This is a genomic window from Psychrobacter sp. TB67, from assembly GCF_000511065.1.
Taxonomy (GTDB): domain Bacteria; phylum Pseudomonadota; class Gammaproteobacteria; order Pseudomonadales; family Moraxellaceae; genus Psychrobacter; species Psychrobacter okhotskensis.
Window position 1 is genome coordinate 53,205 of record NZ_AYYA01000050.1, and the last position, 23,419, is coordinate 76,623.

The window sequence follows — 23,419 nt, forward strand, 5'->3', positions numbered from 1 at the left end:
ACTAGGGATTAATGCACCATCTCACTCAACCTTATAGTCGACACAAATCACGCCAGTTAAACAGTCTCTATTACCATCCGTTTTCCATGGCGAAGGTTTTTGCAATACTTCTGTTAATTGATAGCGGGGAATCTCCCAGTCGTCTATCTTATTGCCATTATCATCCTTGTTTGGCACGGGATACTTTTTCTTACGCTTACTATCGGACAACGCCATAAAATCAAGAAAAGTGTGCGCGTCTTGAGCCAAGATACTACTCGGACGCTTGGCTAACTGCTGTATGGCTTGCTTGTACTTGGGATCAGTAAACTCATGTATAGAGTCATCTGTCCATTGGGTATTGTTGGATCCGTAAAACAGTACATAACGGTACGTCGCAAATAAATTTTTAGCATCTTCAGTAAAGTAACTATCTGGGTATGTTTTAACATAGTTCTCCCAAAACACAGCACGGGCCATCACCTCGTCAAAAGACACCGCCACCGCACCATCATTCCAAAAAATATCCTGATTGTCTTTTGCCATACGTTGAATAAATATGGCTTGATCTGCAGGTAGATAAGGGACAAATAGGTCTGCCATCGCCTTTAGATTATGATGAAATTTGAAGATGCCTTCGCCTACATACAGCACGCTAACGTCAGCGTTACTCTGCACCAATTCACTAAGATATCGTTTACGTGGGCTCAGTGCTTTTAGTTGTTCAACGGATAATTGTTTGCCTTGATTTATAGTCTCTGCTACATCGTGAAAGCTTGCACAGTCCATAGAATCATTAGAACCCAAAAAACGTCCGTACAGTGCTTGATATTCTGTTAGCCATTGCAGGATTTCGACGTTCGCAGTCATTGGCAAGCAAGCATTTAATTGTCGTTGGATACCATGAATATCTTCAATTTTACTTTTGTTATCAATGTCCTTCATAGAAGCACTGAGCTTAGTGCACACCAGCTTATTTGTTAACTGTTTTTCAGACAATGCGACCAATGCATTAGTGAGTGCTCTTGGCGTTTTTGCTTCTATTAATGGCTGCGTGCTTGGCTGTTTTGCCGTTTGCGTGGACATTGATGACTTATTTAATGTATCTGAGTTATCTGAGTTATCTGAGTTGTCTGAGTTTTTTTCATATCAGATGGAGGTTGGCAAGCGCTCATAGCAAATAATAGGCTTACTCCCATCATGAGTGACAATGTGGTCTTTTGCATATGCGGTATCCTTTGAGTACGTCCTAAAAATGGTAGCCATCATAACCATTGTCGACTAAATAGTGTCAGTATACAGCGGCTATGTCAGCTGATGACATAATCAGCCAATATTATTAAAGTCATTTGCTTAATATCATCATAAGAGGACTTGAATAATGAGTATTATCAATACCGATATCATGCCATATCGGTGTTTTTGTTTGTAAAGTTGCCTTGGAATAGCCGAATGTGCCCCCTATAAAGAACACGGATTATCAATACACTGCTTAGTCATTAAGTGAGTAACCTGAATTAGGTTAGCGCTAAGAACTGAGCACTATTGCTCCATTATAAATCAAACTACTATTCTATTTTTATAACGAAAAACGAGGCATACCATGGCACACGATATTTTATTTGAGCCTGTAAAAATGGGCACACAAACGCTAAAAAACCGCATTATGATGGCCCCACTGACACGTCTGCGTGCCGTTGAGCCAGGCGATGTCCCTATCACATGGGCAGCAGAGTACTACTCGCAGCGTGCAGGGGCGGGCCTTGTCATCACTGAAGCGACGCAAGTATCGTTTCAAGCAAAAGGCTATGCAGGCGCACCAGGGCTACATACTCAAGATCAAGTCACTGCATGGAAAGCCATCGTTGACAATGTCCATGCCAAAGGTGGCAAGATCGTCGTCCAGCTATGGCACACAGGACTTGTCTCACATGAAAGCGTACAACCTGAACGCCGTGCGCCAATTTCAGCCTCAGATGTCGATGTAGGTATCCGTACCTCATTGCGTGATAGTGACAACCAAGCCATTCGCGCGGATGCCACGCCGCCGCGCCCAGCCAGTCTTGATGAGATTCAGCAAGTGGTTACTGACTTTGCACATGCAACCAAGTGCGCGCAGGAAGCGGGGTTTGATGGTATTGAGATTCATGGCGCGCATGGTTATTTGCTGCATCAGTTTTGGGCCGAGCATACCAATCAGCGTGACGATGAGTACGGTGGCAGCCGCGAAAACCGCGCGCGTCTAACCTTGGACGTGATTGATGCTTGCGTAGAGGCATGGGATGCTGATCACGTGGGTATTCGTATTTCACCACTTGGCACGTTCAACAATGTTGAGGGAGGCTACGAAGAAGACGATAACATTTGGCTGATTGAGCAAATCAACAAGCGTGGTCTAATGTATTTGCATCTGTCAGAGCCAGACTGGGCAGGGGGTACGCCTTATAACGATGAGTTCCGCCAAAACGTACGTAATGCTTTTGGTCAACTGATTATTGCCGCTGGTGGCTATGATGCGGACAAAGCTGAGAAGAACATCAAAGCAGGCTATATCGATGCGGTAGCATTCGGTCGTGATTATATTGCCAACCCTGATCTCGCTGAACGTATTCAAGAGGGCGCACCGCTCAACGAGCAGCATCCAGAGAGCTTCTATGGTGGCAGCACGGTTGGCTACACTGATTATCCGTTCCTGAACCAAGCGTAAAGTCTCATCGATCAGCCTCAATGCTGACAAGATGAGTCATAGCGTTATAAACAATAAAAAGCCACCTTACTATCATTAGTAGGGTGGCTTTTTTATGCTTATTTTTTGAGTATTTAGTGTTTTAACTATTTACCAAAATTACCGGTTTGATAATCGCGAAACGTTTGTTTTAATTCTGCTTGAGTATTCATGACAAAGGGGCCATAACCGGCGATAGGTTCGCCGATAGGTTCCCCGCTCAGCAGCAATAATTTAACGGGTGCTACTGCTTTTTCCGCCTCCGCCGTTGCTGGATAAGCCAATTCAATAGTGTCCGTAGTATCCGTATTGACTGCCGCATCGGTCGTGATTATAGAGGTATTTTCATTTTGTAAGTCTGTGCGGGTTTTGCTAGGCGCTACAAACTGAATCAGTTGACCAGCTACGACGTGCGTACCATTGACCAACAGCTCGCCTTCTTGCACCAATAACAAAACATTATGAAGGTTCGGTATCTGTAGCGTCGTCGATCCTGCTGCCTGTAACTCGATATCCCATAAGTTAATAGGGCTAAAGGTGCTGGCAGCGCCGGTTGTCCCTTGCCAATCACCTGCGATAATAGCCGCTTTGCCAATCACGCTTTGGTTGATAGAATCTCTTTGATTGGTAGCATCTTTTTGACTGGTCACTTCTTTTTGGACGCCAGCATTGCTATCAGCCAGCAACTCGACAACCGGCATATCTGCACGCCTGATGGTTTGATACTTCGGGTTAGTCAGTTTGTGAGCACTAGGGAGGTTCACCCACATTTGCACCATACTAAAGACGCCACCGCGCTGACCAAAATCCTGCGAATGAAACTCTTCATGCAAGATGCCACGCCCTGCGGTCATCCATTGCACATCACCTTCGAAGATAACACCATTGCCACCCGTTGAGTCCACATGACTGATTTCACCAGAGTAAGCAATGGTGACAGTCTCAAAGCCTTTGTGCGGATGCTGTCCGATACCATGAGGCTGTACGTGATAATCGGGGTTGGGCGCAAATTTCGTCGGCTCGCCATAATCAAACAATAAAAAAGGGTCGGTATGGCTATAATTAAAATTGGGATCATTCTCAAGATGGTTGATCAAGGTTTTTACATAAAAACCATCACCTACCCAATGCGGCGCTTTATCTCCATGAATATGTTTAACTGCACGCATTGTTCACCTCGTAAGCCCAAGCTTATTTTTAAAGTTGTTTAAATGGCTAATATATTTTTTATTATGAACATATAGTTTATTATGAATATATAGTGATTGTTCTTTTATTTTCAAAGTTATCAAGCTTCTTATGCTAAAAAAGGTCACTTAACGACAGTATTAAGTATCCTGTTTTATCAAACCATTTCACCGCACACAAAGCCACTGGCCCACGCCCATTGGAAGTTGTAGCCACCGAGCCAACCTGTGACATCCAATACTTCACCGATGAAATATAGCCCGTCCTGAAAGTTGCTTTGCATGGTTTTTGACGAGACTTCATCTGTATTGACGCCGCCACGGGTGACTTCAGCCGTCCGATAGCCTTCAGTGCCGGATGGTTTTAACTGCCAGCCGTTGAGCGTCACCCCCAGTTCGGTCAGACGTTCGTCTTTAATATTGGCAAGCTCGGTATCTTTTATATCGTCCCACAGGTGCGTCTGTAGGGCCGCCAGTAGCTTTTTGGGTAAGGCACTATCGGTATAGTCGGCCAAAACGGTACGGATGAGCTGCCTTGGATGCGACTTTTTATGAGCGAGGAAAAGCGCCGTCACATCGATATCTGGCAGCAAGTTAATACGGATGCTTTCGCCAGTCTGCCAATAATTTGACAACTGCAACATGGCAGGGCCAGAGAGCCCGCGATGGGTAAACAGTATTGGCAACTTAAAGGAGATACGCTCATTACTGGCAATCACCGGCAGACTGATACCCGCCAAAGCACGGATAAGATCGCCGGTTTTATCCGTAAAAGTAAAGGGTACGAGGCTGGCATCAGTGGAGATGAGCTGATGGCCAAACTGCTGCGCCAATTCATAGCCCAAGCCGCTAGCACCCATGGTTGGGATAGACAGTCCGCCTGTCGCCACTACTAACGATTCGCAGCGGTAGCCTGTTTGCGGCAGCTTAGCTTGATTGCCTGATTCTTTTCTCTCTTGCTTGTCTTTTTTGCTGAGTTGCTTGGTTGTCAGTAATTCAAATCGGGCATTTTTATCATTTTTAACCGCTTGAACGCTTTCAACCTGCGCATTTAGCTTTACTTGCACACCTACCGCGCTACATTCGTCAAGTAGCATGGTCAAAATATCTTGTGCAGAGTCATCACAGAACAGCTGCCCGTGCTCGCGCTCGTGATAGCGAATTTTGTGCGCTTCCACCATACCGATGAACTCCCAGCTGGGATAACGACTCAGTGCTGACTTACAAAAATGCTGATTGGCACCGATAAAGTGCTCAGGCTCGACGAAGTAATTGGTAAAGTTACAGCGTCCACCACCTGACATCAGGATTTTTTTACCCGCTTTATTGGCATGATCTAGGACCAATACGCGGCGACCACGGCGACCGGCCGTGAGCGCGCAATACAACCCTGACGCACCAGCGCCAATGATGATGACATCATAATAGGTATGAGCTTGTCCTGTACGCTGATTGTCCATTGCGATTGGTTCCATAAAGCGATAAGTTTAAAAAGGTAAAAATAATATGCCCAGCTTACTTTTATAGCTTAGGGTTTTGCCTATATTAGCCAAACATAATCTTTAGAGTGGCTATTGTCCATATTTAACCAGAGGTTACAAGGATTAAATCTCAAGGTCGTTAAAAGTCGCGATAAACACGTTGTTAGAAACAGCAAGAAAAATTGATATCAGCCGTGCGTGATCTATCGATATGACTTTTTACTGACTATAGATTTTATAGCGAGTCACTAATGATAAGTTGTGCAGCGGAATTGTTATGATTGAGCGTTGATGCCTTGCAACCGTTGCGCTAATTTGTCAAACTATCATTGAGTGTCACACATTATGGAAGATGACCCTTATTGCCTCTATAGCTACTCGTTATTGACGATCCGTTATACAGGTCATAATAATTAGAAGAGGACGATGACTATGACTCAAAAATCATTTCCCGTTGCAGCTGAGTTTACCGCTGCTGCCAATACGACAGCTGAGCAATACGCTGCAGACTATAAAAGATCTATCGAGTCGCATGAAGCGAACGACGCTTTTTGGGCTGAGCGCGCTGAGCTGATTGATTGGATCAAAAAACCCACCAAGATCAGCAACGTTAATTATGATTTAGATGATTTTCGTATCAAGTGGTTTGAAGATGGCGAGCTGAATATCTCAGTCAATTGCCTCGATCGACATCTAAAAAACAACCCTTACAAACCCGCTATTATTTGGGAAGGTGATCATCCCTCCCTACACAAAATTATCTCCTTCAAAGAATTGCATGCGGCGGTATGTCGCCTAGGCAACGCGATGCGTAAGCTTGGCGTCAAAAAAGGCGATCGTGTGACCTTGTATATGCCCATGATACCAGAGGCGATGATCGCTATGCTGGCATGTGCACGTATCGGTGCCATCCATTCTGTAGTATTTGGCGGCTTCTCTGCTGAGAGCTTGGGCAATCGCTTGATTGATAGCCAGTCCAAAATTGTCATTACAGCTGATGAGGGGCTGCGCGGTAATAAGCATACGCCGCTCAAAGCCAATGTCGATCGCGCCTTGGATATGGATGGCACAGACAGTGTAGAAAGAGTCGTTGTTGTGCATCGTACGGGTAACTCTGTACCGATGAGTGGTCGCCGTGATATTTGGTATCATAATTTGGTCGACGGTGAGTCAGAGCAGTGCGAACCTGAGGTGATGAATGCCGAGGATCCGTTGTTTTTATTATACACTTCTGGCTCGACAGGTAAGCCCAAAGGCGTGCTGCATACCACTGGGGGCTATATTACTTATGTGCTATCGACCTTTCGAGACGTCTTCGATGTCAAAGAAGATGATGTCTTTTGGTGTACAGCCGATGTCGGTTGGGTGACTGGTCATACTTATGCGACCTATGCACCGCTTGCCAATGGCACGACGACGCTGATGTTCGAAGGAGTGCCAGAGTATCCAACTTGGGCGCGTATTGGTCATATTATCGACAAGCATGATGTGACTATTTTATACACCGCACCGACGGCTATTAGAGCAATGATGAAAGAGGGGGATACCTTCGTTCGGGAGTCGGATCGCTCAAGCTTGCGCTTGCTTGGGTCAGTTGGGGAGCCGATCAACCCCGAAGCGTGGGATTGGTATTATCACGTCGTTGGTGATGGCAAATGTCCGATTGTCGATACGTGGTGGCAGACCGAGACGGGCGGTATTCTCATGGCACCAATACCGGGCACGGTCAATATGAAGCCGGGCGCTGCGATGAATCCGTTGTATGGCATCAGACCAGAAATCGTCGATAGTGACGGCGTGGCACTCGAAGGCTCTGCTGAAGGCAACTTGGCTATTAATAGTAGCTGGCCGGGACAGATGCGTACCATCTATAATGATCATAAGCGCTTTTTGCAGACTTACTTTACAGAGTATCCGGGTTATTATTTTACCGGTGATGGCGCGCAGCGTGACGAAGATGGACACTATTGGATTACCGGCCGTGTCGATGACGTGCTCAATGTCTCTGGACATCGATTGGGTACGGCAGAAATCGAAAGCGCCGTAGTGGCTCATCCTGCGACTGCGGAGGCCGCTATTGTCGGTATGCCGCATGATATCCGCGGTATGGGGATATGTGCCTTTGTCATTCTCAAGTCGGGTGAAGCTTCAAGCGAGTCGCTAAAGGCGGAGCTAAACCGTCATGTGCGTGCAGAGATTGGGCCGATTGCCAACTTGGATGCTATCTATATCGTCGATGCGCTGCCAAAGACCCGCTCGGGCAAAATTATGCGCCGCATCTTACGCAATCTTGCCGCTGGGCAATATGTTGGACTGGGGGATTTGTCTACCCTTGCAGACAGCTCAGTCATCAATCAACTGGTCGAGGTGGTCAAAGCCGAACGTGCGGCATAGTGGTCATGAGCACTTGATAAATAAAATAACATCTACTTTATAAATGTTCACATAAGCCATGCTATTAAAGGTAGCATGGCTTTTTTACGCAGAGGTTATTGATATTAGGGCCTATTAAAGGTTCAATATTATCTAAAAACCAGCCAATCAAAAGTAATATGCTATGCTTATAGATGCTACTTTCTGACGACTTATATTGAATCAACGATATTGTAAAAGGCCTACTGTCATTATGACTGATCATTCTGCACCCTCTGCGCATACCTCAGTACCAAAAATCGCCATTATAGGTGGCGGTTTGACGGGATTGTTTACGGCCACTTTGCTTGAGCGGGAATTGGCTAAGCGTCAAGAGTCAAAGGTACAAATAACTATCTTTGAAAAATCCCGTAGCGTGGGGCGTCTGGCGACTCGCTACCGTACCGATGAAAAGACGGGCAACAACTGGCAATGGGGCTTTGGCGCGCAGTGCTTTACAGTCAAAACAGACCGTTTTAAACAATTTATCCGTCCTTGGCTTGATAGTCGCCTATTGCAGCCGTGGCTTGCGCAAGTGGTTCACTTGACTGCTGCTAATGAAGATGGGCATATGCCTCAAATCGAGCCAAAAGAGCAGTGGGATACAAAGCATGCACGTTATATCAGCACCCCAAAAATGACCAGCTGGGGGCGTGCATTGGCCGATGAGTTGCAGCATACCTGCATAGCATTTAAAACCCGTGTCGCGCCATTACATAAAGCGCATTTTGTAGAAGAAAATAGTGCTGATAGCAAAACGGAACTGTTCGATGAAGAGGGCAACAGTCTTGGCGGCTTTGATTGGGTGATTTGTACCGCGCCAAATGCTCAGGCGCTAGAGTGGATGGCAGATAGCGGCTTTACGAGACAAGCTGATATTACTAAGCCAAAAATGCAGGCGTGTTATACATTGATGCTAGGCTGGGATGAGGTGCCACAGTTACCTGCGATCTTTACGAGTCAGGCATCAGTAAGATGGGATGTAGCTTACGTCAATAATTCGCCATTAGATAGAATATTCATTGAGCATCAAAAGCCTGCTCATAGTGCACTACTGCCAAGCGTGACTATCCATGCGCGTAATGACTGGTCAGAAACCCATGTCGATGAGGATATAGAGACCATAAAAGCGCAATTACTAACAGCGGCCAAACAAGCGCTGAATTGGAGTGCTCAAACCGCACCTACCCAGTTCGATTGTCATCGTTGGCGTTATGCAGCAACGATTGTCGATGATAACAAAAGTCTGGGTATTTTGGTCGATCAGCGGCATCAATGGATCGTGAGTGGCGATTGGTGTGGACACGGCAATATCGAAAGTTGCTACAAAATAGCAGCAGAGACGGTTAGGGCAATCACTAAAGGGATGTAATGATGAGTAAGGTTTGGTTAGTCTAATCAATTAATGAGCAATGCATCATGTCAAAAAAAACTATGTTCGTTAATAAAAGCACACAAAGCAAAAGCTGCGTGCTGATTAAAAATACTCGCATTCATTAACTTATCGAATAGTGCTTTTGGCTGGTTCATAGTAGTTTGATTCAAGGATTTTTACATCGATGTGGTCATGATAGACATCTACGTAAAGAAGAGGATTGTCATCTACTACTATTTTCTTAGCATACTGCGGTATGCTACCTGAGGTGAGAGATTTTTGCATCTTTGCTCGCGCCTCTTTAGTGCTAAACAAGCAGTCTGCCTCATCTTCTCTGTCTTCCTTATTGTAGACATAGAAGTTTGCTCTATCTTGCCTTAGAATACTGGCAACTGCGGTATTGCTATAGTTTTTCGCTAGTAATGCACCGCTTGAATTGTACTTATCACTATCGGAAATTCTGGTGGTGTAACTACACAGGTAATCGCTAGCATAAGAAGGGGTGATAAATACGAACAATGAAGCTAATAAAAGGGCTTTAGTTGTCAGTGATTTCATTGTCTCTACCTCTAATTGATAAGATATACTATTTTTAGCATATAAAAATTAAATTTCCAAACTATATTTGGTAGATGAAGCATTAATCAATAAATTACAGACAAAAAAAGAGCCCACAGAGGAGGTGCTGTGGGCTGAGGAAAACTGATCGTGTAGATGGACTACAGGGCAGTGATAGTAACTTGTTATTATTGGTTTTCTTGTTATTGGTTTTCTTGTTATTGGTTTTCTTTGCTATTGTTCAACTGAGATTAGGGTAATCATTGATAATTCAATGCGTATATATATCCGCTTACAATTCTAAGTGTACAACTGTTTTATTAGCCTCGCTATCATAGCGTAAATAATTCTTATTTGACTCTTTTGGTTACATGACATTACGTTTTTAGGTGATCTCATACATTGTCATGTTTTGAAAAACTTTTATTCAATGAATAGTCTCACTTACTCAATGACAAGTATTTATGGCGTACCAAGGTTAGGTGCAGTACATGGCGCTATAAGCATCTCAGCTTTTGTTAGTCAACAATTGGTGTTCTAAAACAAAGGTAATTGACGTTTTTGAGTATGAAAAAAAACAATACATAAAGAGATGGCATGACGACCTGCTGGAAAAATGCTAAGCTATCCGCCATTATTATGTCTCTACTAAACTGGGTTTGCCATGACTGACCATACGCAAGTGCATACGCAGGAACCGTCAAGTGCACAAAATACCAAAAGTATTTTTAACTTGCCCAATAATCTGACGATTGCGCGTATCTTAATGATTCCGCTATTTGTGGCGATTGCCTACTGGCCACCAGCCATGGGTATCGGGATGCCAGCCATATCGGATAACGTCATCGCCCGGGTTGGTATGAGTGAGTTCAGCGACAGCTTATTACGTCACTTACTATTGACTGGCGTGTTTATCTTAGCAGCGATTACTGATTGGCTAGATGGTTACTTTGCACGTAAGCTGAATGTGGTCTCCGCGTTTGGCCGCTTTTTGGATCCCGTCGCTGATAAACTCATGGTCGCAGCCGCCCTGATTATATTGGTACAGTGGCATCCCAATATCATTATGGCGATTGCTGCGATTGTGATTATCTCACGTGAGATTGCGGTGTCGGCATTACGCGAATGGATGGCGGAGCTGGGTAAAAGTACCAGTGTGGCAGTGTCTTATGTGGGTAAGCTAAAAACCACTTTTCAGATGATTGCTATCACGGTATTGCTACTCAACTGGGAATCGCTCGAAATGATCGGCTATGTATTGATGGTCGCGGCAGTGATTTTAACCTTGTGGTCGATGTTTATTTATCTAAAAGCGGCGTGGCCTTATTTAAAACAAAGCGGTTAGCTTTTTTTGATTTAACAGTCATTTGAGTCTGCACAAAAAACGCCAGTCGCATCGAGCCACTGGCGTTTTTTATTGTTTAAGTTTTAATATAGTGAGCGAAAAGTCATATCGATATATCAGCAATACCGTGGCGTTTTTAGGATATTTTGACCCTATGTGTAGTATCGCCAATTTATTTTAAACTTTGCTTGAATGTATTGTTAAGCTATACTCAAAATAGTAAACAAAATACAAGAGAACTGGATAAAGGTACGATGAAACGTCATCAGAATAAGGAAATAGACATGGCAATATACAAAAAACAGTCGGTCGCTGCCCTTTTATTGCTTGGGTTATTAAGCGGTTGTTCTTCATCGCCAAGCATGCAACAAGAAACAGCCGATGCAGCACAAAGTACACAAGCAGAAGCCTCGCAAGACATGGCTGCAAATCGACAGGCAGAAGCATCGGTACAAGACGCTACGGAGTCAGAGCGCTTGGGCACTCAGTGGGGTGATGATGTGGACTCGGCTGTGACCACTGTTGACCTACGTCGTACCAGTGACGAACCTATCGAGCAGATGCAAGTTGCTTATGCTGACAAAAATTATCAAGGTCGTGCCCTAAATAGTCGATCGTTAGTAGCGGGTAAAGTTGATTTTTCAGTGGCGATGGATACGGGTACTTTGCCTTTATATCGTGACGCTGGTAACTATTATCTGCAAGGAAAAGCAGGCGAAGCCTACCGTCTGGTGTATCGCAATAATAGTGCCAATACTTATGAAATCGTCGCTAGTGTCGATGGCTTAAATGTCCTCGATGGTAGCACTGCCAGCCGTTATGACAGCGGTTATGTGTTAGAGCCTAACGATGATTTAGTCATTGAAGGCTTCCGTAAGAGTCAAAGCGCTGTCGCCTCTTTTATTTTCAGCAAGCCAGATAACGCCTATGCCGCCAATACGGATAGTGGTTCTATAGAAAATACTGGGGTGATTGGCACGGTCATTTATGAGCTTTATGATCCTAAGCAATCGAGACCAAAATCAAAACAGCCACAAGCTTTCCCAGCAGACGATGGCTACGCGAAACCACCGCAATAGTCACGAATACAAGTAATAAAAACGCCAGTCGCATCAAGCCACTGGCGTTTTTTTATTTGTATCTCCAATTATTTTGCTTCTACTTAATCATGAAAATACTACAGCTCGATCGAAAAATTCTCACCTAAGCTTTTTTCGATAGCGGTATCTGTTACCGCTGCCGCCGTCATCTTAAAAGCGCTGGCAATCGCATTACCATTGGCCCAATACTCCGCGCCATGCGGCGTAACTTTTATCAGCTGAACTTTGGGGTCTTCTTTGCCTTGTTCAAAATAAGCGTTATACATAACCGACCATAGCTCATCGAGTTTTTCTTTATCTTCGACCAATTCAGCGGTACCAGAAATAGACAAATACTTATCATCGCCTTTCGTGGTATATGATAAATTTACTTCTGCATTTTGCTTAATGTTATCGACAGTTTCAGACGGCTTATGGCCGATAAACCAAATCTCTTTGGCACCAATACTGGTTTCAGTGGTATTCATCGGGCAAGAATGCAGATGGTTCTCGCCATTGCGTGTGGTCATCATGGTGTATTTAATGTCTTTTACCATCGCTTGAATGGTGTCCATTTGCGCTTGTTTATTCATAATAGTTATCCTTTACTATTTAAGATTTTAGGGTTTGAAAGTTATTAAAAAGTAACTAAAAAAGCGATGCCGATATAAATCGAAACGTTATAAAAATTACTTGTCTTTAACGACATTTCTTATAAATCTATAACCAGTTATCAATATAGCTAAATCAGCTAATAGAACTATACAGGTGGTCTGTAATGGGCTGTGAAGGTTTGTAAGTTTATAACGATAGACTTTTTAAGCACACATGATAATCAAAATTGACCCATAAAAAACGCCAGCAGGCAAAACCTTACTGACGATCAAAGTGCTCATGTTTTTTATATTAATAAAAGTCGTGCTAAGTAAGTTTCACGCTAAATAAAAATATCACAAGGCTATAAAATATTATAAAAGGTTATAGAGAGACGGAAAATTGCTCGCCGATACCTTCAGCAGTTTTGCCATCTTGTAAAGCAGCCGCAGCCATTTTGAACATATTGACAGTAGTGCTACCGCTTAACCAGCACTCAGCACCATGAGGAACGACCTTGATCAGTTGTACCTCTGGATCTTCTTTACCATGCTCAAAGAATGCATTGTAGACTGGCGACCATAGCTCATCCAATTTGGCTTTGTCGGTCGATAATTCAGCGTTACCACTGATAGAAACGTAATTTTTATCATCTTGGGTGGCATAAGATAGACCGACTTTTGGATTATCTTGAATGTCTTTTACCACGTCTGATGACTTATCACCGATGAACCAAATCTCTTTGCCACCAAGACTGGTCTCGCTGGTGGTCATTGGCCAAGCGTGCAAGTCGCCTTTGCTATTGATGGTGCTCATCATGGCAAATTTTACGTCTTTAATGACCGCTTGGATTTTGTCGATACTCTCTTGCTTACTCATGGTACATCCTTATATTTTTAAAATTATGATGGTTTTAAATTGAGGGTCTGCTTTTTATTTTGAATGACCAGTTATTCCGAATGATCGGCTGTTTCGAATCACCCGTTATTTTGAATACCAATCGCTATTAATTATTATCATTATTAGCTCGTTGTAGAATACCGATAGCACGCCACGCATTTATATAGGTTGCCCGTAATGCGATGTGAGTGTTTGTAAAATATACAATGATTGAGTAAAAAGCTGTCTGAGCCGTTAGCGCATTTTGTTGGCAATTTATCCTGCTTTTACCTGCTTATTACAGGGCTTCTTGTTATAATACGCAGACCATTTACTTTGCATGGCAGAGATGCCTTGATCTTACGGATTATGCCTTTATGATGACCATCGCCGGACAACCGTTTCTTACCGATTTTCAGACGCAGCAACTCATCAGTCAGTTCCAGCAAAAAACCAAGCTAAATGTCAGCCACATCCATACTCAGCAAGTTTATGTGCTATCACGGACGCTTGAAGGTGATGAGCAGAAAAAAGCGCTGGACCTGTTTGGCATTAAGCAAGATATCCAACTTGCCGCGCCGCAAGATAACCAATTACAAGTTATCGTTGCACCGCGTTTTGGCACCATATCGCCGTGGGCCAGTAAAGCGACCGATATCTTTAATAACTGTGATATTGAGATTAACCGTGTCGAGCGCGTCATCGTTTATACCCTAACGATTGATGCAAAAACAGACGGTGAGGTAGGTGCAACCAATAACACGTTACCTAAAGCCGCTGAGCAATTATTGTTTGACCGTATGACGCAGAGCTTGGTTTATGATTTAAATGAGGTGAATAAGCTGTTTGATGATGAGCAGCCAGCATCGCTTAATCATATCGATGTGATTGGACAAGGTCGTACGGCACTAGAAGCAGCCAATACAGAATTTGGCTTTGCGCTATCGAGCGAAGATATTGATTACTTGATGAATGCGTACGTCAATGAGCTAAAGCGCAATCCAACCGACGTTGAGCTGATGATGTTTGCACAGGCGAACTCAGAGCATTGCCGTCATAAAATCTTTAACGCTGAATGGACAGTCGATGGTGCAGTACAGCCGAAATCACTGTTCCAAATGATTAAGAATACTTATCAGTCGAATCCACAAGGTATTTTGTCAGCTTATAAAGATAACGCGGCGGTGATGGCTGGGGCAGAAGGGATGCGTTTTTACCCGATTCCTACCGATCCTCAAGATCCTAATTCAGCGCATCCGTATGGCTTCCATCAAGAAGCTATCGATATTTTAATGAAGGTCGAAACCCATAACCATCCAACAGCGATTGCCCCTTATTCTGGTGCGGCAACAGGTGCGGGCGGTGAGATTCGTGACGAAGGCGCGACTGGTCGCGGCGGTAAGCCAAAAGCGGGTCTAACAGGATTCCACGTGTCACATCTGCATATCCCAGAGCTTAGCGAAAAGTGGGAGCAGTCAGGTCAATTGAGTACGCAGGATTATGGTACGCCAGATCGTATGGCAACCAGCCTTGAGATCATGACCGAAGCGCCATTAGGCAGTGCCAACTTCTCAAACGAGTTTGGTCGTCCAAATCTATGCGGTTACTTCCGTAGTTTTCAGCTAGATACCTCTGCGGCAAAAGACGGTAGCGAGATGCGCGGCTATCATAAGCCAATCATGTTGGCAGGTGGTTACGGCAATATCAAACGCAATCTGATTGAAAAAAATGCAATCACAAAAGGCGATTTGCTAATCGTCCTTGGTGGCCCTGCGATGCAAATCGGTTTGGGCGGCGGTGCTGCATCGTCGGTCGATAGTGGTGACCTTGATGAAGGCTTAGACTTTGCCTCCGTGCAGCGTGATAACGCTGAGATGGAGCGTCGCTGCCAAGAAGTTATCGATCGCTGCTGGGCGCTCGCTGGGAATGATGTCGATGCAAGCAACAACAGCGCGGACATTAACCCAATCGTCTCGCTACATGACGTCGGTGCCGGTGGTCTATCAAATGCCATGCCCGAGTTGGTCAATGACCATGAAATGGGCGCGGTGCTCAATCTACGTCACATTCCGTCGTTAGAGGCGGGCATGTCACCGATGGCGATTTGGTCAAATGAAGCGCAAGAGCGCTATGTCTTAGCGATTCGCCCAGAGAGCCAAGCCCAGTTTGACGCTATTTGTCAGCGTGAGCGTTGCCCGTATGCGATTTTGGGTACAGCGACCGAAATCCGTCAGCTTAATGTCGCCGATGAATTGCTAGACGATCAGCCTGTCGATATGCCGATGCAAGTATTGCTCGGTGGTACGCCGCAGATGCAGCGTAGCTTTAACGTACAGGCAAACGAGTTGCCACCGCTTGAGCTTGGCGACGTCAATCTAGCTGAATCCATCAAAGATGTTTTACGTCATCCTACTGTCGCTAGCAAGTCATTCCTCATTAGTATTGGTGACCGCTCTATCACGGGTATGGTGGTGCGTGATCAATATGTTGGTCGCTACCAAGTCCCCGTCGCTGATTGTGCCGTTACCGCTTCAGGTCTTATAGCGTTAGATGGTCAGGTGATGACGGGTGAAGCGATGAGTGTTGGTGAACGTACGCCTGTTGCTTTGATTAATCCAAAAGCCTCAGCACGTCTGGCGGTTGGTGAAGCGATTACTAACATCGCTGGTGCGCGCATTGCACAGCTATCTGACATCACCATGTCAGCGAACTGGATGGCAGCCTGTGGTGAAGACGTTGAAGATGCGGCATTATTCGACGCCGTACATGCCGTCGGTGAAGAGCTTTGCCCAGCACTCGGTATCGCTATCCCAGTCGGTAAAGACTCACTATCTATGCGTGCTAACTGGACTGACAATGCTAACGATAATGGTGAAAACCAAGACAAATCAGTGGTCTCGCCAATGAGCCTCGTGATTACTGCTTTTGCACCAGTCGTTGACGTGGCAAAAACCCTAACGCCTGAACTTATTAACGGTGATAGCGCCTTCTACCGTATTGACTTATCTAGAGGTAAATTACGTCTAGGTGGCTCAATCCTTGCGCAAACGGCAAGTCAATTGGGCAATGAATGTCCTGACCTCGATAAACCAAGCGATTTAATCGATTTCTTCAACTTTATCCAAGCCGCCAGTCATAATGAGGGGGCACAAAGCGTCATCAGCGCCTATCACGATATCGGTGATGGTGGCTTGCTTGCAACGATTGCTGAGATGCAATTCACCAGTCGTCAAGGTATCAAGCTGTCATTAACTGATGATAACTTACTCGGTCAGCTGTTCAGTGAAGAGCTGGGTGCGGTCATCCAAGTCTTGCCTGAAAACGTCGCCGCATTAATGCAATTGGCAGAAGAATTTAACGTTAGCGATATGCTCAGCCTAGTTGGTCAAAGCTCGGAAGAAGACAGCTTAATTATCCAAACGCCTTTGCACATGGGTAATGAAACTCTAAGCTTTAGCCGTAGCGAATTACAACAAGAATGGAGTCAGGTCAGCTATCAAATCGCGCGTCGTCGTGACAATCCAGCTTGCGTACAGCAAGAATATGACTTGATTAGCGATGCTAGCCACCAAGGTCTTATCGCAGCGCCAAACTTTGACCTCAATCAAAAAGTCGAAGCACCCTACTTAAACAGCCGTGCTGATTCTGATAACAGCAAACCAAGAGTTGCTATCCTACGTGAGCAAGGCGTCAACGGTCAGACAGAAATGGCAGCAGGCTTTACTCAAGCAGGCTTTGAAGCGGTAGACGTACATATGAGCGACCTGCTAGAAGGTCGTATTAATCTACGTGACTTCGACGGTCTGGTCGCTTGTGGTGGCTTTAGTTATGGTGATGTCCTCGGCGCAGGCTCTGGTTGGGCAAATTCTATCTTGTTCCATGACGAGTTGCGCATGCAGTTTGTGCGATTCTTTGCCCGTCCGGATACCTTCTCACTTGGTGTCTGTAACGGCTGTCAGATGATGGCGCAGTTAAAAGACCTCATCCCAGGCGCGGAAAACTTCCCACGCTTTATCGCCAATAAGTCCGCGCGATTTGAGGCGCGTACGGTCAACGTCAAAGTCGAGCGCACCAAGTCTATCCTGTTTAAAGGTATGCAAGACAGCATCTTGCCAATCGCTGTGGCGCATGGTGAAGGCTATGCCACACTAGACAATACCCAAATCGACGGTATGGCAAAACATGGTCAGCTCGCCATGCGTTATGTCGATAGCCAAGGTCATCCAACCGAGACGTATCCGCTCAATCCAAACGGTTCGGTCGGTGGTGTCACGGGTCTATGTAGCACTGATGGTCGCGTCACTATCATGATGCCGCATCCTGAGCGTAACCTAAAAGCCTATAACCATAGCTGGAAACCAGAAGAGTGGGACGAAGACGGCGCGTGGATGCGTATGTTCCGTAATGCGCGGGCTTGGTTGCGTTAAGATAATTTGAATCAGTTTAGGTAATAAGAAAGGTGGGCTTCGGCTCACCTTTTTTGTGTTTGGAATTTGTATTGATCTAGAGTAGGTTGGTGTGGAGCTTGCGACACCCAACGATTTTAGGCTAAAAATGGAATGATGCAGTAGGGTAAGTTAGCGATAGCGTAACCCACCATCTGTGTGGCAAACTAACCCATCTACAGCCATTATGTAAATGTCGATAAATTTTTCCCAATAAAAAATTAGTATTAATATCTCAGGTTTTGGATAGGGAGCCATATGTTAGATAATTTCGGTAGTTTCTTAATTAGATTTCGTCCACTATCTCATCATATTAATAAAGAGCTTAAAGAAACCTTGTTTAAAAATGAGGCGTATCTAGATAACCGTTCTAGTTCTATTGAATCAAGTGTAGTTTCTTGGTCAAACTCTTATAAAAAATATCTATTTCTACTAGTAGTTTTATGCTTTGCAGTTGGTGGAAATACATATTTGTGGATGAACTATGTACCAACTTATGCAGGAATTAATTCAGATTCTAGTTGGTTAGGTATATTACTAACTGGTCAGATTACGATTATAGGTCTGATTTATCCGTTAGTTATTTCACTAGTTAGTATTTTATTTCAAGATAAAGCAGGTAAAAAGGTCATTTTTTCTTTATATCAGAAGTTTTCTGGTTTTATGTTTGCTGGTTTGAGTGGTCTATTATTGGCTATTGTACTTTCCTTTAGTTTAATTTTTAATGAATCCTTGTCAAGTCGTATTAGTTTAGTTTTAAATTCAACCTTAATATTTTGGTTTATCTTCAACTTATTTTTAACAATATGGTTTTTTGTAAAAACACTAAGTATTCTAGATGAAAACAAAAAAAATGAGTTTATCTTTCGGTTTGTAACAAATGAAGTGTGTAAATCCGATTTAAAACAGAGAATACGCAAGGTATATCTGGAAGACTTATATCAGAACGGACTATTAAAAGCTACTGATGTCGATGTATTAGACCCATCGAAAAATTCAATGCTGAATCAATATGATAAAGAAATTGGTTACATTACAGGTAAAGATAAAGAGTTGTACGACGTCTCACTATGGAAGTTGAATTTAGCGATATGGTTGCAAACTAAAGTTTTAAAACACTCTATAAACAAAAGAAGTCATGAATCAAGAAATTTTAAACTATACGTTTCTATCCCTGCATTTACAGGTAAAAATAAAAAAGTGACTCTTGCGAAATATTCAGGCTTTGACATAAACCCATTAGTAGCGTTTTTAATAAAAAATTCTGTGAAATATGAAAAGAAAAGCAATAAAACAGACATTAGCATATCATCTGCCTTAGAGGCATTTACTAGTCCTTTATATAATGCGTTAAGTAATAATGACGAAAAAGACTTTATTGAATCATTGGATAGACTAGCAAAGTATCACATACAACTAGCTGATGTTTTATCTTTTGAAAATAATAGCGGTGAGTCTGATAACTGGTTATTGCTAAGTGAAGGTGCTTGGAGTGGGTCATATTTTACAGGATTTATGAGGAATTATTATATTCTGTTGAAGCAAACAGTTGATAAAATTCCGAGTAATACACAATACTTCTATCATAGCTTACGTTTTTATAGAAGCATTTATTCTAGTCGAGAAAATATAAGTCATACCGAAACTAACGCTATTTTTGGAAATGTATTATATTTATGGGTTGCTCTTTTAAAATGGAAAGACCAATCTAATGGTTCTGATGTAATAATTGAAAGTAGTTTCAACGATGCTATACATAATTTTGTATCAGTTTGGGAGCAATGGAAGAATTTATATATTACATATAAATATAAATATAAAGATAAAGATACTACTAAATCGTATCCAGTATTGTTTGAGCATCTAAAAAATACATCTGAAATGGTGGTAGAGTCATTAAGAGTCGATAATGATCAAGCATTCGGTTGGTCTGTCGATATGTTAATTCACTGGAAGAATAGAACTTTAGATGTGCAGACTTATAAGGAAGAGTACTCATGGCATTCAGGAGTTATCGATATAGAAATGCTATTTAAAGAGAATTCTGACTTGTGGATTAAGATTAGAAAAGGAAAAGATGAGAATGTAGAGTCAGCCATCAACATAGCTCTGAAAAATGCCTATGTTGATATAAGATTTTTAACAGTATGTTGCATATTAGCTAACAGCGATGATGTTCCAAGAGTCAAACCTTATATTGATGCATTACTAGAAGAGAAGAGAGTCTATCCTACCGGTACTAGCGATACTATAGTTAAAAGTATCGATCAAGCTAGTCAACTATTGGGTATTTATATTAGACACAAAAAATTTCATCTTGGTGGTATAGAGAGTGAGTTTAACTGGCAAAAAAATCTGCTTGAAAAGTACAATAATAAATTTAGTCAGAAAATGGTTTCTGGCAGAATGTATGCAGGACAGCGTAACGTAAGTATAGATAACGAATTTATTCAACTAATTGTTTCTTATTCATCAAGCAAATGGAAGATATCTGGAAATTGGTTAAATATTTTAAAGTCCAATATCTACAGCTTCTCAAATAGAGAAGATATGATTCGTAGTTTTGAAGCTCTAGTTGAAAGTGCTCAAAAAACGTCTGAATACAAGTTGCTATCTTCTGAAAAAACACACGAAGAGGTGATGAAATATCGTGCAAATTTTGTAGAGTCAATGGAAGAGCTTATTAATGAGATCGATCAGATTAATAATAGTCATATTATAAATTCTGATGTCGACAAAACGATGCTTTCTGAAATCGCTAAAGTAGCATCTAATGACTTCATAGCTGATAAAACGAAATTTCCAATTAATATGTTTAGCGCAATAAAAAAAGATGGAGTTGGATTAATCATTAATAATCAGGTCAGCGTAAGAGATTTTGAAAAATCTTATATCATGAGTGATGATAGACCTTCAATACATAACTTAGTTGAAGGTTGTGGTGAAGGAATGGCAAATGATCTAAAAAGTGTCATACTAAAAGAAATAGTCACTAATAAGCCAACAAGCTATGAGTCATTTGATTCTTTAGAGGATATGTTATTCTTTATTTTAAATGAGATTAAAACACCTGATGCTGTTCTTCTATGTCACCAAAGTATATCTAATTTAATATTTGACTTATTAAGTGAAGATGAACAAAAGCTTGAAAGATTGAAAATTATCAAAAAATATTCAGAAGAGTATTTCTGCAAAATTGGTAGTTGTAAGGTTTATAATAATAGTTTTAATATTGAGAATTCATGTATTTTGACAACTAAAGACAGATTTAAAGATTTAATTATCCAAGATTTTGAAGATGGCAATATCGTCAATATTGTCTTCAATGAGAATGAACAGGATAAAACAAAAGGTGATTTATCGTTTGATTACAAATTAGATATCGAAACTGATAAAACTATACCATTTATCAAACTAAGTTTGGTTCCAGAAAATATCGAGAGTGATAAAGAGGCCGTTGAAGAACATATTGATGACGTTATTCAAGAGGAGTTGCACGAAAATAAAGTACCATCTAAGCTAAATAGGTTTTTAAAACTTCTCTCAACTTATCGAAGATAGATTGCCTACGGTGGGTTAGCAAGCGTAGCTGTAGTGGTCAACTAATTTCAGACAGCGATTCACCTTCTTGTTGTTGCTGACTTTTCTGCTCTTCTTTAGCTTTGGCTTCTAAATACTTCTCAAGCGCTTGTTGCTCATCATTTTGTGAATGGCTCATGACTGACCCCTTATATTATTCATGTTCTGATGCTGCTATCCGATTAAGCATAGCGGCAAGTCTTGCATTATTTTCTTCGATATATTTATCGCCCAGCGTGATTATTTCAGCGGGTGATTGTACGGTTTTAGGGTAGTTGCTAAGCCCATCCTTTATGTAATCAGCTCCATTCGTTACCATCTTGACGAGACTCTCTTTGGTCACTTCAAAATGACACTGCCAGCCTACAACCCAAGTGCCAAGCGCTTTATGCTGTGGTGTTTGATAAATAAACCCTTGATTCACCCAAGCATCCGAAGTGGCAATAGCAGTTGCGCCTTGTGGACAGTCAAAACCATCACCATGCCAATGAAATACCGTAAAAGCTTGCTTAGGTAAATTCTGTAATAGAGGATGTGATTGTCCTTCTGCCGTCAAGCGAATCGGCAACCAACCGACCTCTTTTACGTTAGCTGGCTGGACGGTAGCGCCCAAACAATGCGCGATAAGCTGCGCTCCTAAGCAAACGCCGATCACCGTTTTTCCAGCATCAATAGCTTGTCTGATCAAACGTTTTTCATTGGTTAACCAAGGATATTGTTCCTCATCGTGGATACTCATTGGCCCACCCATCACGATGAGCCAATCAAAACTGTCGTGTGTTGGCAATACATCATTATTGTGAGGCAGGGCGTAGCTCATGCTATGATTTTGATTAATTGCCCACTGCTTGATGTAGCTCAGGTATTCGTAATCGGTATGGAATAGCGCGTGGATGCGTAGCGTCATAATAGATACCTTGTGCATGAAAACAGTCAAGCAAATTGCTTAGCCACAAATCTTCAAATACTGACGCACCACATTATCCATCCCTTGCTCAAGCGACTCGATAGTGAAAGCGTGACCAATCGACACTTCAGCGATATCACTAAGCGCGAGCAAGTTGGCCAGATTCTCTAAATTCAAATCATGACCCGCATTGACGCGAATGCCATTGTCACTGGCGAGGTTGATGCAATCGCTAAAGCGTTGTTTGACCTCATCGAAATCAAACTTGTCATCGCTCTTACCATTACTGTAGGCGCGTGCCCATTCTTCGGTATACATCTCTATCGTCTGTACCTCACTCTCGATGACCGCTTTGATTTGTTCGATATCAGGGTCGATAAATACTGCGCAGCGTGTACCAAAGGCTTGTAGCTCTTTGCTTAACGTTGATAAAAACTCATGGTGAGTGATGATATCAAAGCCATGATCAGAGGTCAGCTGATCGTCGCTGTCTGGCACGAGCGTACATTGATGCGGCTTTACCTCACGGATAATCTTTAAGAACTGCTCGTTTGGATTCCCTTCGATATTGAACTCAATCTCTGGATAGTCCTTTAAGAATGCACTGATATCATAGACATCTTGGTATCTGATATGTCGCTCATCGGGTCTCGGGTGTACGGTAAAGCCTTTGACACCTAGGTCAATCAGCTTTTTCACAAAGGTCAACAGGTTAGGGTAGTCAGTACCGCGAGAGTTACGGATTAAAGCCAATTTATTCAAATTTACGCTAAACAATGTGCTCATAGTATTTCCTTTTTCATTATGTTTATCTAGTCAGTTCAATATAAGAACCATACAGTGTGACTGGAATAAATGTTTCGCAGCCTCTGAC

General features: G+C 42.8%; 15 protein-coding genes. 7 read left to right on the plus strand and 8 right to left on the minus strand.

What is annotated here, in order from left to right; all coding sequences use genetic code 11:
• Nucleotides 1–21: 21 nt before the first annotated feature.
• Nucleotides 22–1,065, minus strand: coding sequence for a hypothetical protein (locus W293_RS0107775; RefSeq protein ID WP_025651893.1), 1,044 nt, complete (start codon nt 1,063–1,065; stop codon nt 22–24).
• 517 nt (nt 1,066–1,582) lie between these two features.
• On the opposite strand from W293_RS0107775, the gene W293_RS0107785 reads away from it, so the two are divergent.
• Entirely contained in the window at nt 1,583–2,686 is a 1,104-nt protein-coding gene (locus W293_RS0107785; RefSeq protein ID WP_025651894.1) for an alkene reductase, read from the plus strand.
• Nucleotides 2,687–2,811: 125 nt separating this feature from the next.
• Here the strand turns inward: W293_RS0107785 and W293_RS0107790 are convergent, their stop codons facing one another.
• Together W293_RS0107790 and W293_RS0107795 are read right to left on the minus strand one after the other, a co-directional pair.
• The gene (locus W293_RS0107790) at nt 2,812–3,873 is read right to left on the minus strand and encodes a pirin family protein (protein WP_025651895.1); all 1,062 of its coding nucleotides are present in this window, start codon (nt 3,871–3,873) and stop codon (nt 2,812–2,814) included.
• A gap of 176 nt (nt 3,874–4,049) precedes the next feature.
• Nucleotides 4,050–5,366 (minus strand): NAD(P)/FAD-dependent oxidoreductase, encoded by a 1,317-nt coding sequence (locus W293_RS0107795; RefSeq protein WP_227502689.1) that lies wholly within the window; start codon nt 5,364–5,366, stop codon nt 4,050–4,052.
• A 438-nt stretch (nt 5,367–5,804) separates the two neighbouring features.
• Here W293_RS0107795 and acs point away from each other — a divergent pair, with 438 nt between their 5' ends.
• Entirely contained in the window at nt 5,805–7,766 is a 1,962-nt protein-coding gene (acs, locus tag W293_RS0107800) for an acetate--CoA ligase (RefSeq protein WP_025651897.1), read from the plus strand.
• A gap of 232 nt (nt 7,767–7,998) precedes the next feature.
• Nucleotides 7,999–9,156 (plus strand): NAD(P)/FAD-dependent oxidoreductase, encoded by a 1,158-nt coding sequence (locus W293_RS0107805; RefSeq protein WP_025651899.1) that lies wholly within the window; start codon nt 7,999–8,001, stop codon nt 9,154–9,156.
• Nucleotides 9,157–9,285: 129 nt separating this feature from the next.
• Here the strand turns inward: W293_RS0107805 and W293_RS16770 are convergent, their stop codons facing one another.
• Nucleotides 9,286–9,717 carry a hypothetical protein gene (locus tag W293_RS16770; RefSeq protein ID WP_025651900.1) on the minus strand — a complete coding sequence of 144 codons (432 nt, stop codon included), beginning with the start codon at nt 9,715–9,717 and terminating at the stop codon, nt 9,286–9,288.
• Between the two features lie 664 nt (nt 9,718–10,381).
• Here W293_RS16770 and pgsA point away from each other — a divergent pair.
• Nucleotides 10,382–11,062 (plus strand): CDP-diacylglycerol--glycerol-3-phosphate 3-phosphatidyltransferase, encoded by a 681-nt coding sequence (gene pgsA, locus W293_RS0107815; RefSeq protein ID WP_025651901.1) that lies wholly within the window; start codon nt 10,382–10,384, stop codon nt 11,060–11,062.
• 284 nt (nt 11,063–11,346) lie between these two features.
• On the plus strand, nt 11,347–12,141 hold the full coding sequence (locus W293_RS0107820; protein WP_037025545.1) for a hypothetical protein: 795 nt from the start codon (nt 11,347–11,349) through the stop codon (nt 12,139–12,141).
• A gap of 98 nt (nt 12,142–12,239) precedes the next feature.
• Here W293_RS0107820 and W293_RS0107825 read toward each other — a convergent pair whose 3' ends face one another.
• Together W293_RS0107825 and W293_RS0107830 are read right to left on the minus strand one after the other, a co-directional pair.
• A complete protein-coding gene (locus W293_RS0107825; protein ID WP_025651903.1) occupies nt 12,240–12,734 on the minus strand; it encodes a pyridoxamine 5'-phosphate oxidase family protein in 495 nt (164 codons plus the stop codon).
• A 385-nt stretch (nt 12,735–13,119) separates the two neighbouring features.
• Entirely contained in the window at nt 13,120–13,614 is a 495-nt protein-coding gene (locus tag W293_RS0107830; protein ID WP_025651904.1) for a pyridoxamine 5'-phosphate oxidase family protein, read from the minus strand.
• A 377-nt stretch (nt 13,615–13,991) separates the two neighbouring features.
• Between W293_RS0107830 and purL the strand changes: the two genes are divergently transcribed.
• Together purL and W293_RS0107840 are read left to right on the plus strand one after the other, a co-directional pair.
• Nucleotides 13,992–18,041: a phosphoribosylformylglycinamidine synthase gene (gene purL / locus W293_RS0107835; protein WP_025651905.1), complete on the plus strand. Its 4,050-nt coding sequence runs from the start codon at nt 13,992–13,994 to the stop codon at nt 18,039–18,041.
• 276 nt (nt 18,042–18,317) lie between these two features.
• Nucleotides 18,318–21,620 (plus strand): MFS transporter, encoded by a 3,303-nt coding sequence (locus tag W293_RS0107840; protein ID WP_025651906.1) that lies wholly within the window; start codon nt 18,318–18,320, stop codon nt 21,618–21,620.
• Nucleotides 21,621–21,792: 172 nt separating this feature from the next.
• Here the strand turns inward: W293_RS0107840 and W293_RS0107850 are convergent, their stop codons facing one another.
• Together W293_RS0107850 and W293_RS0107855 are read right to left on the minus strand one after the other, a co-directional pair.
• Nucleotides 21,793–22,545: a type 1 glutamine amidotransferase gene (locus W293_RS0107850; protein ID WP_025651907.1), complete on the minus strand. Its 753-nt coding sequence runs from the start codon at nt 22,543–22,545 to the stop codon at nt 21,793–21,795.
• 39 nt (nt 22,546–22,584) lie between these two features.
• Nucleotides 22,585–23,331 carry a pyridoxine 5'-phosphate synthase gene (locus W293_RS0107855; RefSeq protein ID WP_025651908.1) on the minus strand — a complete coding sequence of 249 codons (747 nt, stop codon included), beginning with the start codon at nt 23,329–23,331 and terminating at the stop codon, nt 22,585–22,587.
• Nucleotides 23,332–23,419 lie beyond the last annotated feature (88 nt).